Origin of the sequence: Mycobacterium sp. IDR2000157661, from assembly GCF_022317005.1 — a bacterium.
In the GTDB taxonomy this organism is placed as follows: domain Bacteria; phylum Actinomycetota; class Actinomycetes; order Mycobacteriales; family Mycobacteriaceae; genus Mycobacterium.
This window is the reverse complement of the sequence record NZ_CP081006.1, coordinates 1,930,017-1,945,297: the sequence shown is the minus strand read 5'-3', so window position 1 is coordinate 1,945,297 and position 15,281 is coordinate 1,930,017. Positions and strand designations below refer to the sequence as shown.

Annotated in this window: 16 protein-coding genes and 1 tRNA gene; 12 read left to right on the top strand and 5 right to left on the bottom strand. The window is 67.6% G+C overall.

Annotated elements, in window-relative coordinates; genetic code table 11:
• Positions 1-25 precede the first annotated feature (25 nt).
• Entirely contained in the window at positions 26-1,432 is a 1,407-nt protein-coding gene (locus tag K3G64_RS10355; RefSeq protein ID WP_238949635.1) for an HNH endonuclease signature motif containing protein, read from the top strand.
• Here the strand turns inward: K3G64_RS10355 and K3G64_RS10350 are convergent.
• Together K3G64_RS10350 and K3G64_RS10345 are read right to left on the bottom strand one after the other, a co-directional pair.
• Positions 1,414-1,500: transfer RNA gene (locus tag K3G64_RS10350), tRNA-Ser, on the bottom strand. The genes K3G64_RS10355 and K3G64_RS10350 overlap by 19 nt on opposite strands.
• Before the next feature lie 42 nt (positions 1,501-1,542).
• On the bottom strand, positions 1,543-2,055 hold the full coding sequence (locus tag K3G64_RS10345) for a MarR family winged helix-turn-helix transcriptional regulator (RefSeq protein WP_238949633.1): 513 nt from the start codon (positions 2,053-2,055) through the stop codon (positions 1,543-1,545).
• A 77-nt stretch (positions 2,056-2,132) separates the two neighbouring features.
• Between K3G64_RS10345 and K3G64_RS10340 the strand changes: the two genes are divergently transcribed.
• Positions 2,133-3,107, top strand: coding sequence for an NAD(P)H-quinone oxidoreductase (locus K3G64_RS10340; RefSeq protein WP_238949631.1), 975 nt, complete (start codon positions 2,133-2,135; stop codon positions 3,105-3,107).
• 8 nt (positions 3,108-3,115) lie between these two features.
• Here K3G64_RS10340 and K3G64_RS10335 read toward each other — a convergent pair whose 3' ends face one another.
• Positions 3,116-4,312: a cysteine desulfurase-like protein gene (locus K3G64_RS10335; protein ID WP_238949630.1), complete on the bottom strand. Its 1,197-nt coding sequence runs from the start codon at positions 4,310-4,312 to the stop codon at positions 3,116-3,118.
• A 273-nt stretch (positions 4,313-4,585) separates the two neighbouring features.
• On the opposite strand from K3G64_RS10335, the gene K3G64_RS10330 reads away from it, so the two are divergent.
• The 5 genes from K3G64_RS10330 to K3G64_RS10310 are packed head-to-tail and all read left to right on the top strand — an operon-like array spanning position 4,586 to position 8,015.
• The gene (locus K3G64_RS10330; protein ID WP_238949628.1) at positions 4,586-5,089 is read left to right on the top strand and encodes a bacterial proteasome activator family protein; all 504 of its coding nucleotides are present in this window, start codon (positions 4,586-4,588) and stop codon (positions 5,087-5,089) included.
• Positions 5,090-5,109: 20 nt separating this feature from the next.
• A complete protein-coding gene (gene wzt, locus K3G64_RS10325) occupies positions 5,110-5,916 on the top strand; it encodes a galactan export ABC transporter ATP-binding subunit Wzt/RfbE (protein WP_238949626.1) in 807 nt (268 codons plus the stop codon).
• On the top strand, positions 5,909-6,814 hold the full coding sequence (gene glfT1 / locus K3G64_RS10320; RefSeq protein WP_238949625.1) for a galactofuranosyltransferase GlfT1: 906 nt from the start codon (positions 5,909-5,911) through the stop codon (positions 6,812-6,814). The genes wzt and glfT1 overlap by 8 nt, the downstream gene beginning before the upstream one ends.
• Positions 6,811-7,641 carry a galactan export ABC transporter permease subunit Wzm/RfbD gene (gene wzm, locus K3G64_RS10315; protein ID WP_370647138.1) on the top strand — a complete coding sequence of 277 codons (831 nt, stop codon included), beginning with the start codon at positions 6,811-6,813 and terminating at the stop codon, positions 7,639-7,641. Before glfT1 ends, wzm begins: the two co-directional genes overlap by 4 nt.
• A 56-nt stretch (positions 7,642-7,697) precedes the next feature.
• A complete protein-coding gene (locus K3G64_RS10310; protein ID WP_238949624.1) occupies positions 7,698-8,015 on the top strand; it encodes a TFIIB-type zinc ribbon-containing protein in 318 nt (105 codons plus the stop codon).
• A gap of 6 nt (positions 8,016-8,021) precedes the next feature.
• On the opposite strand, the gene K3G64_RS10305 is transcribed toward K3G64_RS10310, so the two are convergent.
• The gene (locus K3G64_RS10305) at positions 8,022-8,780 is read right to left on the bottom strand and encodes a phosphotransferase family protein (protein WP_238949623.1); all 759 of its coding nucleotides are present in this window, start codon (positions 8,778-8,780) and stop codon (positions 8,022-8,024) included.
• A gap of 12 nt (positions 8,781-8,792) precedes the next feature.
• On the bottom strand, positions 8,793-9,263 hold the full coding sequence (locus K3G64_RS10300) for a carboxymuconolactone decarboxylase family protein (RefSeq protein WP_238949622.1): 471 nt from the start codon (positions 9,261-9,263) through the stop codon (positions 8,793-8,795).
• Between the two features lie 49 nt (positions 9,264-9,312).
• On the opposite strand from K3G64_RS10300, the gene pdxR reads away from it, so the two are divergent.
• Genes pdxR through K3G64_RS10275 form a run of 5 tightly spaced genes read left to right on the top strand, consistent with a single transcriptional unit; the run spans position 9,313 to position 15,270 of the window.
• Positions 9,313-10,731, top strand: coding sequence for a MocR-like pyridoxine biosynthesis transcription factor PdxR (pdxR, locus tag K3G64_RS10295; protein WP_238949621.1), 1,419 nt, complete (start codon positions 9,313-9,315; stop codon positions 10,729-10,731).
• Between the two features lie 48 nt (positions 10,732-10,779).
• A complete protein-coding gene (locus tag K3G64_RS10290; RefSeq protein ID WP_238950583.1) occupies positions 10,780-11,175 on the top strand; it encodes a GtrA family protein in 396 nt (131 codons plus the stop codon).
• 19 nt (positions 11,176-11,194) lie between these two features.
• Positions 11,195-12,565, top strand: a complete 1,371-nt coding sequence (locus K3G64_RS10285; protein ID WP_238949620.1) for an FAD-binding oxidoreductase — start codon at positions 11,195-11,197, stop codon at positions 12,563-12,565.
• A gap of 12 nt (positions 12,566-12,577) precedes the next feature.
• On the top strand, positions 12,578-13,372 hold the full coding sequence (locus K3G64_RS10280) for a decaprenylphospho-beta-D-erythro-pentofuranosid-2-ulose 2-reductase (RefSeq protein WP_238949619.1): 795 nt from the start codon (positions 12,578-12,580) through the stop codon (positions 13,370-13,372).
• The gene (locus K3G64_RS10275) at positions 13,372-15,270 is read left to right on the top strand and encodes a galactan 5-O-arabinofuranosyltransferase (RefSeq protein WP_238949618.1); all 1,899 of its coding nucleotides are present in this window, start codon (positions 13,372-13,374) and stop codon (positions 15,268-15,270) included. Before K3G64_RS10280 ends, K3G64_RS10275 begins: the two co-directional genes overlap by 1 nt.
• The last annotated feature ends 11 nt before the right edge of the window (positions 15,271-15,281 follow it).

Genomic DNA, 15,281 nt, shown 5'->3' with positions numbered 1-15,281 from the left:
CGGTGGTCGAATATATGTTCGAATTATGAGTTTGGTGCCCGGTAGCGAGGTCGAGGCGGCAGTCGCACGCCTGCGGGCCGCTCGGGACGGCCTCATGGACCTGCGCCTCGAGGCGGCGGACGTCGGTGAGCTGCTGGGCTTGCTCGACACTCTCGAAAGCGACCGACGTCGCGCGCCGGCGCTCGAACACCAAATCCTCGGGGAGCTCAGCCGCCGTGTCGCACCGGCAGACATCGGCGCCAAGAACTGGAGTGAGGTGCTCCAACGGCGGCTACGAATCGGCGTCTCCGACGCGCGCAGGCGCCTGGACGAAGCCAAGGATCTGGGCCCTCGGCGCACGATGACCGGGGAGGCTCTGGAGCCACCGCTGCCCAACGTCGCCAAGCGCCAGGCCGCGGGCGAACTCGGCGCTGACCATGTCCGGGTGATCCGCAAGTTCTTCCGCGAACTGCCAGTGGCAGTGGACTATCAGACGCGCGAAGGGTGCGAGGAGACGCTCGCGCAGCTGGCCGCAGAGCACACGCCGGACGTACTGCGCCAGGCCGCCGACCGGCTGGCCGCACTGGTGAATCCCGATGGTGTGTTCGACGACGTGGACCGGGCCCGCCGTCGGCACTTCACCATCGGCAAGCAGGAAGCCGACGGGATGAGCCCTGTCCGCGGGCTGCTCGATCCGGAAGCACGCGCGACGCTCGATGCGGTGCTGGGCAAGTGGGCGGCGCCGGGCATGTGCAACCCAGACGACGAGGCACCGTGCGTCGACGGCGAGCCAAGCGAAGTCCACGTGCGCGCCGATCAACGCACACAGAGCCAGCGCAATCACGATGCCCTGAAGGCGATGGGCCGCTCCGTGCTCTCATCAGGAGAGTTGGGTAAGCACAGGGGATTACCGGTGACCATCATCGTCTCGACGACGCTGCAGGACCTGGAGTCCGCCGCCGGCATTGCGGTGACAGGCGGCGGCACGACGCTGCCGATGAGCGACGTCATCCGCCTGGCCCGCCATGCCCACCACTATCTTGCAATCTTCGACAAGCACACACAGGAGCCGCTGTATCTCGGGCGAACCAAGCGGCTCGCCTCTGCCGGGCAGCGAATTGTGTTGCATTCCAGGGATCGCGGGTGTACGGCACCGGGCTGCACCGTGCCCGGGTACGGCTCCGAGGTGCACCACGCGGTGCTGGACTGGGTCGACGGTGGACTGACGAACATCACCGATGAGGTGCTGGCGTGTCCCCCGCACAACCGCCTCGTCACCGAGGGTGGATGGACGACGCGAAAACGAAAAGACGGTCGCATCGAATGGATTCCGCCGCCGTTGCTCGATACCGGCCAGGCTCGGGTCAACAACTACCACCATCCGCAGCGGTACCTGCTGCCGGATGACGACGATGGGAGGACGAATGAAGAGAGCGGTGGCGGAGGGATTTGAACCCCCGGACGGTGTTAGCCGTCTCTCGCTTTCAAGGCGAGTGCATTAGGCCGCTCTGCCACGCCACCGCCGACAAGAGTACGGCCATCGGCGCCTCGGCGGCGAAGAGGTCAGACCCGACCGACCTTGGCGTTCGGTACCCCGTCCTTCAGTGCGACACCGATACGCCTGCAGTTCTCCCCCATCGCCGCGACCTGTGGCCGCGAAAGTCTCCCGAGGAAATGCGCGCGCACTCCCTCGCCATAGGTGACCATCGCCTTGCGCACGGCGGCTGTGCCCTCGTCTGTGATGCTGGCCAGCACGCCGCGGCCGTCGTCCGGGCTCGCGCCCCGGCGCACCAGTCCCTGCATCTCCAGTCGGCGTATCTGCCGCGTGACCCTGCTCGGCAGCGACATCAGGGCGTCCGCGAGATCGCCCATCCGCGCCGAACCCTTCGCGGACTTGTCGAGCATGTCCAGCAGCCGGACATCGTTGAGCGTCAGCTGATGTGTGTCGACCAGCGACCGGTTCAGGGTCGCGTACAGCCTCAACGCCGAGTCCAGAAAATTTTGCCAACTGCGCTGTTCAGCGATGTCCAAGCCGGGCATCGCGCTTGCGGTACGCCCCGCGATCATCCCCTCCATCCGGTCATGGTAAACGCCGGGAATGTTGCTGCGGAGCGATTGATCAGACTCTTTGTGCAGGCTGTAGCGTTAATTGAATGCGTGCGATCGTGGCCTCGCCGGAAGGCCGACTGAGCTGGCGCGACGTTCCCGATGTCAGGCCCTCCGATGGCGAAGTGCTGATCAAGGTGAGCACCGCCGGCGTCAACCGGGCCGACCTGCTGCAGGCGGCGGGAAAGTACCCGCCCCCACCCGGCGCCAGCGACGTCATCGGTCTCGAGGTTTCGGGAACCATCGCCGCCTTCGGCGCAGGGGTGACTGAGCGCCCCGTGGGGCAACAGGTGTGCGCGCTGCTCGCCGGCGGTGGCTACGCCGAATACGTCGCTGTGCCCGCCGGACAGGTGATGCCGGTGCCGGAATCGGTGTCGCTGCACGAGGCCGCGGCGCTGCCCGAGGTCGCCTGCACCGTGTGGTCGAACCTGGTGATGACGGCCGGGTTGCGGGCCGGACAACTGGTGCTGATCCACGGCGGCGCCAGTGGCATCGGAACACACGGCGTGCAGGTGGCCCGCGCCATCGGCAGTCGCGTCGCGGTGACTGCAGGCTCACAACACAAGCTCGACCTGTGCGCCGAACTGGGCGCCGAGCTGACCATCAACTACCACGACGAGGATTTCGTCGAGCGGGTCCGGGCCGAGGGTGGCGCCGACGCGATTCTCGACATCATGGGCGCCGCCTATCTCGACCGCAACATCGACGCACTCGCCGTGGGTGGTCGACTGGTGATCATCGGGATGCAGGGTGGCGTGAAGGCCGAACTTAACATCGGCAAGCTGCTGGGCAAACGCGCAGGCGTGATCGCCACCGCCCTGCGCTCGCGCCCGGTCAGCGGGCCCGGCAGTAAGAGCGAAATCGTCGCCGAGGTGGTCGCCAACGTATGGCCGATGATCGAGACGGGCCAGGTGCGACCGATCATCGGCGCCGAGTTCCCGGTCGCGGAGGCCGGCGCCGCACACGAGTTGCTTGACTCCGGCGAGGTGGCGGGCAAAGTCCTTCTGCGCGTTGCCGACTGAACTCTAGATCAGCCCAGCGAGGCGAGCGCGCGTACCAGCTGGTCGACCTCGGCGGTGGTGGTGTAGTGGGCGAGACCGACGGTCACGGCACCCCCGATGTCGTTGACGCCGATGACGTCGAGCACCCGTGAGCTTGCGTTCGAGATCGCCAGGATGCCGTTGTCGGCGAGCCGCTGCACGACCCGCTCGGCGGGCACGTCGCTGACCGCGAAGCTCAGCACCGGGATTCGGGCCTCAGGGCTGCCGATGACCATCACCGCCGACAACGAGCGCAGCGACATCAACAGGTAGTCGAACAGCCGGTTCATGTACGAACTCGCCGATTGCATTGACACCGTCAGCCGTTCGCGGCGGGTGCCGTGTGCCGACTCCTCCAGCGAGGCCAGGTACTCGATGCTGGCCACCGCTCCGGCGAGCAGGCCGAACTGGTGGGCGCCCAACTCCAGCCGCGCCGGGCCGATGGCGTAGGGGTTCAGTGACACCGAGCCGAACGTGTCGATCAGCGAAGGGTCGCGGAAGATCAGCGCGCCGATCGGCGGTCCGCCCCAGGCCAACGCGTTGACCGCGACGACGTCGGCATCGATGTCGTCGATGTCGATCAACTGGTAGGGCGCGGCCGCGGAATGGTCGACCACCACCAGCGCGCCGAGGTCGTGCGCTAGCTTGGTCACCGCGCGCAGATCGGTGACGGTTCCCAGGGTCGCCGACGCCGACGTGATGGCGACCAGCCGCGTCGGCCGGGTGATCAGGTTCTCCCACTGCCAACTCGGCAATTCGCCGGTCTCGATGTCGACCTCGGCCCACTTCACCTTGGCGCCGTACCGGTTGGCGGCCCGCAACCACGGAGCGATGTTGGCCTCGTCGTCGAGTCTGGTCACCACGATCTCGTAGCCGAGTCCCACCCGGGACGACGACGCGTCGGCCAACGACGTCAGCAGGATCGCCCGGTCCGCCCCGAGAACCACACCGCGCGGGTCGGCGTTGACCAGATCCGCCATCGCCTGGCGGGCGGCGTCGAGGACGGCGGCGCTGCGCTGCGCCGACGGATGGGGCCCCACCGGGGTGGGCGTCGAACCGCGGAAGGCGGTCGACACCGCCCTGCCGACGGTGTCGGGCAGCAACATCCCGTTCTGGGCGTCGAAACGCACCCAGCCATCGCCCAGGGTCGGGTGCAGACCGCGCACCCGGGCGACGTCGTATGCCATGCCAGCCCACCTTAGAGCGTCTGTGAAATGCACATACCGACACGATTCTGGCCTGTTGCGGCCCTGACCCGCCGTGTCGGACTGGGTCACCTGGGCAGCCATACTAGTCCAGTGAGCTCGGCGTCCGGAGGGCTAATCCGACCGTCGTTGCTGGTGATCCGGAGGCGACCCCGTACCGGCGGGCGGGGCCGGTGTTTGCGACCGACTAGTGTCGCTGGGTAGCTGGCGGCCGTATCGACGAATGGCGCGCCGATTAGAGGGAACGCAGGTGCAATGACCGACGACGACAACATCGAGATCATCAGTGGCAGCACAGGTGAGGGCGACGACGAGGAGCAGAACGACGGCAAGTCGCTGACCGACCTCGTCGAACAGCCGGCGAAGGTGATGCGGATCGGAACCATGATCAAGCAGTTGCTCGAGGAGGTCCGGGCGGCTCCGCTGGACGAGGCCAGCCGCAACCGCCTGCGTGAGATCCACCGCACCAGCATCAGCGAGCTCGAGGACGGCCTGGCGCCCGAACTGCGCGAGGAGCTCGAGCGGCTCACCCTGCCGTTCACCGACGACGGCACCCCGTCTGATGCCGAACTGCGCATCGCCCAAGCCCAGCTGGTCGGTTGGCTCGAAGGGCTCTTCCACGGCATCCAGACCGCACTTTTCGCCCAGCAGATGGCGGCACGCCAGCAGCTCGAACAGATGCGGGGACAGGGCGCGCTGCCGCCCGGCGTCGGGGTCCGCGGCGGACCGGGCCAACACGGGACCGGCCAGTATCTCTGAGTTTCGGGTAGGAGCCGCAGTTGATCCCGCATATCGAGACGCGTAATGCGTGGGTCGAGTTTCCCATCTTCGACGCCAAGTCCCGTTCGCTGAAGAAGGCGTTCCTCGGCAAGGCGGGCGGCGCGATCGGCCGCAACGAGTCCAACGTCGTGGTCATCGAGGCGCTGCGCGACATCACCATGTCGCTGGAACTCGGCGACCGGGTGGGGCTCGTCGGCCACAACGGGGCCGGCAAGTCGACGCTGCTCCGGCTGCTGTCGGGCATCTACGAACCCACCCGCGGGGTGGCAACGGTGACCGGCCGGGTGGCGCCGGTGTTCGACCTCGGTGTCGGCATGGACCCGGAGATCTCCGGTTTCGAGAACATCGTCATCCGCGGGTTGTTCCTCGGCCAGACGCGCAAGCAGATGATGGCCAAGGTGGACGAGATCGCCGAGTTCACCGAGTTGGGCGACTACCTGTCGATGCCGCTGCGCACCTACTCCACCGGTATGCGGGTCCGCCTGGCGATGGGAGTGGTGACGAGCATCGACCCGGAGATCCTGCTGCTCGACGAGGGCATCGGCGCGGTGGACGCGGAGTTCCTCAAGAAGGCGCAGAGTCGACTCCAAGAATTGGTCGAGCGATCCGGGATACTGGTGTTCGCCAGTCACTCGAACGAGTTCCTGGCCCGGCTGTGCAAGACGGCGATGTGGATCGACCACGGCACCATAAAGATGACGGGCGGCATTGAAGACGTGATACGTGCATACGAGGGCGAGGATGCCGCGCGGCATGTCCGCGAGACGCTCGAGGAGACAAGGCGAGGGTCCGTGCCGCATGACTGACACGGTGTTCGCCGTTGTGGTGGCGCACCGGCGGCACGATGAACTCGCCAAGTCGCTGGATGCGCTGACTTCGCAGACACATCAGCCGGATCACCTGGTTGTCGTCGACAATGACAACGATCAGCGGGTTCGTGAACTAGTTGCCGCGCAACCCATTTCGTCCACCTACCTGGGATCCTTGCGTAACCTGGGCGGGGCAGGCGGATTCGCGCTGGGGATGTTGCACGCTCTCGCATTGGGCGCCGACTGGTTGTGGCTCGGCGACGATGACGGTCGGCCGGCCGACTCCGAGGTACTCGAAACGTTGCTCGCGTGCGCCGAACGACACGGTCTCGCCGCGGTGTCCCCGATCGTCGGCGACATGGCGGACCCGAGGCTACTGGCCTTTCCGTTGCGCCGGGGACTGGTCTGGCGGCGCCGCGTCGAAGAGCTTCGGACCGAAGGCGCCGGGCAGGACCTGCTGCGCGGCATCGCATCGCTGTTCAACGGTGCGCTGTTCCGTGCTTCCACGGTCGAAGCCATCGGCGTACCCGATCTGCGACTCTTCGTTCGCGGCGATGAGGTCGAGGTACACCGACGGTTGCTGCGGTCCGGATTGCCCTTCGGCACGTGTCTGGACACGGTTTTCCTGCACCCTCAGGGATCCGATGAGTTCAAACCGATCTTCGGCGGCCGGATGCACACTCAGTACCCGGACAATGCGACGAAGCGGTACTTCACTTATCGCAACCGCGGATACCTGCAGAACCAAGCTGGACTGCGCAAATACATTCCGCAAGAGTGGGTTCGGTTCGGTTGGTACTTCCTGATCAGTCGACGCGACCTTCGCGGTTTCCGGGATTGGATCGAATTGCGCCGTATGGGCCGCAGGGAGAGGTTCGGAAGGCCGCCGCAGTGACATTCACCGACGCCGCTACGCAGTCGAGGACGATGCGCAGGGCCTGGGGGGATCTGGTCGCCGGCTTCGGCAAGCGAGAATTGTGGTTGCACCTGGGCTGGCAGGACATCAAGCAGCGCTACCGAAGGTCGGTGCTGGGCCCGTTCTGGATCACCATCGCCACCGGGGCGACCGCCGTGGCCATGGGACTGCTGTACTCGAAGCTGTTCAAGCTCGAGCTGTCCGAGCACCTCCCCTACGTCACCCTCGGCCTGATCGTCTGGAACCTGATCAACGCGGCGATCATCGAGGGCGCAGACGTATTCGTCTCGAACGAGGGGCTGATCAAGCAGTTGCCTACGCCGTTGTCGGTGCACGTGTACCGGCTGGTGTGGCGACAGATGATCCTCTTCGCGCACAACATCATCATCTTCGTCATCATCGCGATCATCTTCCCGAAACCGTGGAGGTGGACCGATCTGTCGGTGATTCCGGCGCTGGCACTCATAGTGGTCAACTGTGTGTGGGTGTCGCTGTGTTTCGGCATCCTGGCCACCCGCTACCGCGACATCAGCCCGCTGCTGTTCAGCCTGGTGCAGCTGCTGTTCTTCATGACGCCCATCATCTGGAACGAGGCCACGTTGCAGCAGCAGGGCGCGGGCAACTACGTGAACATCGTCGAGCTGAACCCGCTGCTGCACTACCTCGACATCGTGCGGGCCCCGCTGCTGGGCGCCGACCAGGAAGTGCACCACTGGGTGGTGGTTCTGGTGCTTACCGTGATCGGCTGGATCATGGCCGCATTCGCCATGCGGCAGTACCGCGCCCGCGTCCCGTACTGGGTGTGAGGCGTCGACTGCGTCACCCGGTGGAACCCGGCGAGTGACGGCACCGTTATGCAGGTATGAGCATCCCGCCATATGAGCCGCCCAAGGCACCGACGCCCGGCGCAGGCAACACGCTGCTGTGCCCGAAGTGCGCCGGAGTGATGGAGACCTACGAGCGCAACGGCATCCACCTCGAACAGTGCGACACGTGCCGCGGCATCTTTCTGGACTTCGGCGAGCTCGAGGCGCTCACCCAGATGGAGAACCGGTTCGTGCAGTCCGCGCCGCCACCGGCGCCGATGCAGCACGGGTACGGCTACGGCCCCGGCTGGGGTCATCGCGGCAACAAGCACTACCGCAAACAGGGCTTCGGCAGGCTGTTCTTCTCCAGCTAGTTCACGTCAGCTCATGCGCGCGCACGCCGCGCGCAGCAGGTCGTCGTCGGGGTGGTGCGCGGCCGCTTGCACCACAGCGGCGCGCGCGAAAGGTTCCAGCACCGGCCACGGATCGCCGTCGGGCAGCGCCGGCCCAACTGCGCCGCGGTAGGCGTCGACGAACTGCGCCCAGTGTGCGTCCGGGATGAGCCCGGCCGCCCAGAGCCCGGCCGGGCGGGCCAGGTCCCACGCCGGGTCACCGACGCCGAGGTCGTCGACGTCGATCAACAGCCAGGGCGCGTGGGCGTCGCGACGGCCGAGTTGGCCCAGGTGCCAGTCGCCGTGCACCAGGGTGGCGGGCCGGTCCGGCGAACCCACCCGCCAAGCCGCATCGGGCAGGCCGGCCGCCGCCCGGCGTACGCCCGGATCACCGTCGTCGCGCAGCGCGTCGACCGCGCGCCGCATCCGCTGCGGCCAGCCGTGCGGCGGCACCCGCGGTGGCAGCGGCTCACGGTGCAGGCGGGCCAGCAGGCGCCCGGCGTCCGCCCAGGGCAGGCTCCCAGGTTGCGGCACAACGGTTTCCACGTGCGGCCACCGGGTCCGCCACCGCGGGCCCACGGGCTCGGGCGCCGGCAGCAGCGGTGAGAGCAGGCAGTCCGACCGCACGGCGATGCCCAGCCGGACCTTCAGCGTTCGCGGGTCGGTGCCCACGCGGTGCAGCTTGTACACGACCGCATCAGGTCCGGACCCGTCGACGACGATCTCGGCACCCGATGCGGTCTGCACCCTGACACCGTATTAGCGGCGCGGCGGCTCCTGGCGGATCGCGGCGTTGATGCGGTTCCACGCGTTGATGGTGACCGCCATCGCGATGACCTGACCGAGCTCGCGGTCGGAGAACACCGCCGCGGCGCGGCCGTACACGTCGTCGGACACCGGGCCGTCGCGCAGTTCGGTGATCGCCTCGGTGAGCTCGAGGGCCGCACGCTCACGTTCGCTGAACAGGTCGCCCGCCTCGGCCCAGGCGGCGAGCACGTCGAGTTTCTGCTCGCTCACACCGTGCTTGCGGGCGTCACGGGTGTGCATATCGAGGCAGAACGCGCAGCGGTTGAGTTGCGATGCACGGATCTTGATCAGCTCGCCGAGCTCGACGTCGACGTCCTTGGCCGCCGCTGTGCTCAGCGCCATCATCGCGTCGAGCAACTCCGGTGACGTCTTGTAGATCTTCAGGCGATCGGCGGTGGTCCGGGATTCAAGTGTCTGTGTCATACGGTCGACGCTACTGCGCAATGGCCCATCGCCATGGTTCAATTGATCGGTGACTTCGTGGGCCAATATTGGTAGCCGCGATCTGCACCTGGATCTGCGCGAGCGCATCACACCCGGTACCCGCGGGGCCAGAGAACTGCTGGTCACCGCCCTGCGCGAGGCGGTGCGCTCAGGGCGGTTGACGCCTGGCACGGTGTTGCCACCCTCGCGCAGCCTGGCCACCGATCTCGGACTGGCCCGCAACACGGTCGCCGAGGCCTACGCCGAACTGGTCGCCGAGGGCTGGCTCGCGTCACGGCAGGGCGCAGGCACCTGGGTCCTCAACACCGGCGGGCGGCAAGTGCCCGCGCCGCGGCGCGGTGTGCGGGCTGCACCGGTGCACAACCTGATGCCCGGCTCGCCCGACGTGTCGCAGTTCCCCCGCAACGAGTGGGTGGTATCCACCCGCCGGGCGCTGACCGCCGCGCCGGCCGAGGCGTTGCGGATGAGCGACCCGCGCGGCCGTCCCGAACTGCGCCAAGCCCTCGCCGACTACCTGGGGCGGGTGCGCGGTGTCCGCACTTCCCCCGACTCGATCGTCATCTGCGCGGGCACCCGGCACGGGGTCGAGGTGCTGGCGCGGGTGTTCGGCGGGGACCGGCCGATCGCCGTGGAAGCCTACGGACTCTTCATCTTTCGCGATGCCATCGCGGCGCTGGGCTCGAGCACCGTGCCGATCGGCGTCGACGAACACGGCGCCGTGGTGGCCGACCTCGAACACCTCGACGTACCTGCGACGCTGCTGACCCCGGCCCACCACAGCCCGCTCGGCATGTCGCTGCATCCGTCTCGTCGCAGCGCCGTCGTCGAGTGGGCCGAACGCACGAACGGCTATGTGATCGACGACGATTACGACGGCGAGTTCCGCTATGACCGCCAGCCCATCGGCGCGCTGCAGGCCTTGAACCCCGACCGGGTGGCCTACCTCGGCTCGGCCAGTAAGAGCCTGTCGCCGGTGCTGCGGCTCGGCTGGATGGTACTGCCGAGCGGGCTCGTCGAGCCGGTGCTCGAAGCCGCTGGCGGCGAACAGTTCTACGTCAACGGCATCGCGCAGCTGACCATGGCCGACTTCATCACCAGCGGCGGCTACGACAAGCACATCCGCCGGATGCGCCTGCGCTACCGGCGCCGCCGCGACACACTCGTCGAGGCGCTGCACGGCTTCGGGATCGGCATGACGGGACTCAACGCCGGACTGAACCTTCTGCTGACGCTGCCCGGCGGCGCCGAACCCGAGGTGCTGCACCGTGCCGGCGAGGCCGGTGTTGCGCTGCAAGGGCTTTCGCTCATGCGCCACCCGCTGGCCGGCCCGGAGGTGCCCGACCCCGACGGCGTCGTGATCGGGTTCGGCACACCGGCCGAACATTCCTTCGGTGCGGCCGTCGACGCACTCTGCGACGTCCTGGCCGCCAGCGGGCTGTCCCGCTGACCTCGGTGCCCGGGCGCGCCGTAAGCTGCCCGGGTGGCCGAGCCGCCGATTTCGCCCAACCTCAGCCTGCGTACGCAAGTGTGGCGGTTCATCGTCACCGGCGGGTTGGCGGCAGTGGTGGACTTCGGCCTCTACGTCGGGTTGCTCGCCGCCGGGTTGCACGTCAACGTCGCCAAGACCATCAGCTTCATCGCGGGCACCACCACCGCGTACCTGATCAACCGCCGGTGGACCTTCCAGGCACCGCCCAGCACCGCGCGGTTCATAGCCGTCGTCGCCCTGTATGCGGTCACCTATGCGGCGCAGGTCGGCATCAACTATCTGCTGTACATGGCGTGGGACGGGAAGCCGTGGCGCGTACCGGTCGCGTTCGTGATCGCCCAGGGCACCGCGACGGTGATCAACTTCGTAGTACAGCGCGCGGTGATCTTCCGGCTTCGCTGAGGACGGTACCCTCGTCACGATGTCCGATTACCTGGTGACGACCCCGCGCCGCCTCACCGGTTGGGCCCGCACCGCCCCGACCGTCGCGCAGGTGTTGTCGACCCCGGATCCCGAGGAGATCGCCAACGCCGTGGGTCGAGCCGGCGAGCGGGGCGTCATCGCCCGCGGACTGGGCCGGTCGTACGGCGACAACGCGCAGAACGGCGGCGGTCTGGTCATCGACATGACGGCGTTGAACCGCATCCACTCCATCGTCGCGGACACCAGGATGGTCGATGTGGATGCGGGCGTGAGCCTGGACACACTGATGCGGGCGGCGCTGCCGTTCGGGTTATGGGTGCCGGTGCTCCCCGGCACCCGGCAGGTCACCGTGGGCGGTGCCATCGCCTGCGACATCCACGGCAAGAACCATCACAGCGCGGGCAGTTTCGGCAGCCACGTCCGCTCGATGGACCTGCTCACCGCCGATGGCCAGGTCCGCACGCTGACCCCCGACGGCGAGGAGTGCGAGCTGTTCTGGGCGACCGTCGGAGGCAACGGGCTGACCGGGATCATCCTGCGGGCGACGATCGAGATGACGCCCACCGAGACCGCGTACTTCATCGCCGACGGCGACGTGACCGCCGGCCTCGACGACACCATCGCCTTCCACAGCGACGGCAGCGAGGACGACTACACCTACTCGAGCGCGTGGTTCGACGCGATCAGCGCGCCACCGAAACTCGGCCGCGCCGCGATCTCACGCGGCTCGCTGGCCCGGCTCGACCAACTGCCGAAGAAGCTGCAGAAGCACCCGCTGAAATTCGATGCGCCGCAACTGCTCACCTTCCCGGACCTGTTCCCCAACGGCCTGGGCAACAAGTACACGTTCGGCCCGATCGGCGAGCTGTGGTACCGCAAGTCCGGCACCTATCGCGACAAGGTGCAGAACCTGACGCAGTTCTACCACCCGCTCGACATGTTCGGTGAATGGAACCGCGCCTACGGATCGGCGGGGTTCCTGCAGTACCAGTTCGTCGTGCCCACCCCGGCTGTCGACGAGTTCAAGAGCATCATCGTCGACATCCAGCGCTCCGGGCACCACTCGTTCCTCAACGTGTTCAAGCTCTTCGGACCGGGCAATCAAGCGCCGCTGAGCTTCCCGATCCCGGGCTGGAACGTCTGCGTCGACTTCCCCATCAAGCCCGGCCTCGGCGAGTTCGTAAGCGACCTCGACAGGCGGGTGCTGGAGTTCGGCGGCCGGCTGTACACCGCGAAGGACTCCCGCACCTCCGCCGAAACCTTCCATGCCATGTACCCGCGAATCGACGAGTGGATCACCTTGCGCCGCAAGGTCGATCCGAACGGCGTGTTCGCATCCGACATGGCCCGACGTTTGGAGCTGTTGTAAGGGTGCGCGCATATGGTTCTTGACGCCGTAGGTAATCCGCAGACCATCCTGTTGCTCGGTGGCACCTCGGAGATCGGCCTGGCGATCTGCGCGCGCTACCTGCGCACCGCACAGGCACGGATCGTGCTGGCCGATCTGCCCGACCATCCCGGCAAGGACGACGCCATCGCCGCGATGACGGCGGCAGGGGCCAAGTCCGTCGAGTGGATCGACTTCGACGGGCTCGACACCGGAAGTCACCGCGCCGTGATCGACAAGGCTTGGGGCGGGGGTGACGTCACAAGCGACATCGATGTGGCGATCGTCGCGTTCGGTCTGCTCGGCAACGCCGAGGAACTCTGGCAGGACCAGCGCAAGGCCGTGCAGATCGCCGAGATCAACTACACCGCAGCGGTTTCCGTCGGGGTGCTGCTCGGTGAGAAGATGCGCGCCCAGGGCTTCGGGCAGATCATCGCGATGAGCTCGGCCGCCGGTGAGCGGGTGCGACGGTCCAACTTCGTCTACGGGTCCACCAAAGCCGGCCTCGACGGCTTCTACCTCGGCCTCGGAGAGGCCCTGCGCGAGCACGGCGTTCGGGTTCTGGTCATCCGGCCGGGCCAGGTGCGCACCCGCACCACGATCGAGCACTGGAAGGCAACCGGGGCCAAGGAGGCACCGTTCACCGTCGACAAGGAGGACGTCGCCGAACTCGCGGTGACCGCGGCGGCCAAGGGCAAGGAACTGGTGTGGGCGCCGGGGACGTTCAGGTACGTGATGATGGTCTTGCGCCACATTCCGCGCCCGATCTTCCGCAAGCTGCCCATCTGATGCGCAGTGCGCTGGCGGGGCCCTTCAAGGTAGCCAGCCAGATGGCGGCGGCCGCCGTCGTCGCGGCGCTGGTGGCAGTGGTCGCGCTGGTCGCGATCGCCCGGGTCGAATGGCCGGCGTACAACTCGTCGAATCAGTTGCACGCGTTGACCACCGTCGGGCAGGTCTCGTGTCTGGCCGGGCTGTTTGCCGGTGGGTGGGCGTGGCGTCGCGGTCGGCGGTGGCTGGCCCGGTCCACGTCGGTGCTGTTCCTCTCGGCGTTCTCGGTGGTGACGCTGGCGATGCCGCTGGGCGCGACGAAGCTGTACCTGTTCGGCATCTCCGTCGACCAGCAGTTCCGCACCGAGTACCTCACCCGGCTGGCCGACGACCCTGCGCTGCGCGACATGACCTACTACGGGATGCCGCCGTTCTATCCGCCGGGCTGGTTCTGGCTCGGCGGGCGGCTGGCCGCGCTGACCGGCACGCCGGCCTGGGAGATGTTCAAGCCGTGGGCGATCATCTCGATCACCGTCGGGATCGTCGTGGCACTCGCGTTGTGGGCGGTGTTGGTCCGCTTCGAGTACGCGCTGGTGGTCACGACCGCCACGGCCGCGGCCACGCTGGCCTACTCGTCCGCCGAGCCCTACGCGGCGATCATCACCGTGCTGCTGCCGCCGGTGTTCGTGCTCGCGTGGTCGGGGCTGCGGGGCCAGATCAGGGGCGGTGGGTGGGCCGCCGTCATCGGCACGGGGTTGTTCCTCGGGGTCGCGGCGCTGTTCTATTCACTGCTGCTGGGCTATGCCGCGTTCACGCTGGCGATCATGGCGTTCGGGCTCGCGGTGGCGCGCCGGAGCCGCTCCGGCGGCGACATGAAGCCCAGGAGCCTCGATCCGCTGCTGCGCCTGCTGGTCATCGCGGCCATCTCCGGAGCCATGTGGTTGATCGGTCTCGGCCCGTGGCTGTTGGCCGCGCTCGAGGGTGAACCCGCCGATACCGGCACCGCGCAGCACTATCTGCCATCGGCCGGCGCCGAGCTCGAGTTCCCGATGCTGCACTTCACGCTGCTGGGCGCCCTGTGCATGGTCGGCACGTTGTGGCTGGTCTGGCGGGTGCGCTCGTCCACCCGGGCCGCTGCGCTGGGCATCGCGGTGCTGGCCGTCTACGCCTGGTCGCTGCTGTCGATGCTGACCACGCTGGCCGGCACCACCCTGCTGTCGTTCCGCCTGCAGCCCACGCTGACGGTGTTGCTCACCGCCGCAGGCGCGTTCGGATTCCTCGATGCGACGCTGGCGCTGGCTCACCGGTACCAGCCGCAGATGGCCCGGCGCGTCGTCGCGGCCGCCGCCACCCTGGGTGCGATCGGCGCGGTCACGTTCAGCCAGGACATCCCGGACGTGCTGCGCCCCGACATCGTCGTCGCCTACACCGACACCGACGGCTACGGGCAACGCGCGGACCGTCGGCCTCCCGGCGCGGAACGCTACTACCGCGAGATCGACGACAAGATCCTCGAGGTGACCGGCCGACCGCGCGACGAGACCGTCGTGCTGACCGCCGACTACAGCTTCCTGTCCTACTACCCGTACTGGGGCTTCCAGGGCCTGACGTCGCACTACGCCAACCCGCTGGCGCAGTTCGAGAAGCGGGCCGAGGCGATCGAGAGTTGGGCCAGGCTCACCGACTCGGACGCGTTCATCGAGGCGCTGGACTCCCTGCCGTGGAAGCCGCCGAGTGTCTTCCTGATGCGCCGCGGCGCTGACGACACGTACACCCTGCGGCTGGCCTCCGACGTGTACCCCAACCAGCCCAACGTGCGCCGCTACCAGGTCGCGCTGGACGAGGCGCTCTTCGACGATCCACGCTTCGATGTCTCCAGCATCGGGCCGTTCGTCCTCGCCATCCGCACGCCCAATTAAGATCAGGCTCC

Coding starts and splice junctions, on each gene's coding strand:
- K3G64_RS10280 (WP_238949619.1), top strand. CDS start 12,578: ATGGTTCTTGACGCCGTAGGTAATCCGCAGACCATCCTGTTGCTCGGT.
- K3G64_RS10285 (WP_238949620.1), top strand. CDS start 11,195: ATGTCCGATTACCTGGTGACGACCCCGCGCCGCCTCACCGGTTGGGCC.
- K3G64_RS10310 (WP_238949624.1), top strand. CDS start 7,698: ATGAGCATCCCGCCATATGAGCCGCCCAAGGCACCGACGCCCGGCGCA.
- K3G64_RS10300 (WP_238949622.1), bottom strand. CDS start 9,263: ATGACACAGACACTTGAATCCCGGACCACCGCCGATCGCCTGAAGATC.
- K3G64_RS10355 (WP_238949635.1), top strand. CDS start 26: ATGAGTTTGGTGCCCGGTAGCGAGGTCGAGGCGGCAGTCGCACGCCTG.
- K3G64_RS10345 (WP_238949633.1), bottom strand. CDS start 2,055: ATGGAGGGGATGATCGCGGGGCGTACCGCAAGCGCGATGCCCGGCTTG.
- K3G64_RS10330 (WP_238949628.1), top strand. CDS start 4,586: ATGACCGACGACGACAACATCGAGATCATCAGTGGCAGCACAGGTGAG.
- glfT1 (WP_238949625.1), top strand. CDS start 5,909: ATGACTGACACGGTGTTCGCCGTTGTGGTGGCGCACCGGCGGCACGAT.
- K3G64_RS10340 (WP_238949631.1), top strand. CDS start 2,133: ATGCGTGCGATCGTGGCCTCGCCGGAAGGCCGACTGAGCTGGCGCGAC.
- K3G64_RS10335 (WP_238949630.1), bottom strand. CDS start 4,312: ATGGCATACGACGTCGCCCGGGTGCGCGGTCTGCACCCGACCCTGGGC.
- K3G64_RS10275 (WP_238949618.1), top strand. CDS start 13,372: ATGCGCAGTGCGCTGGCGGGGCCCTTCAAGGTAGCCAGCCAGATGGCG.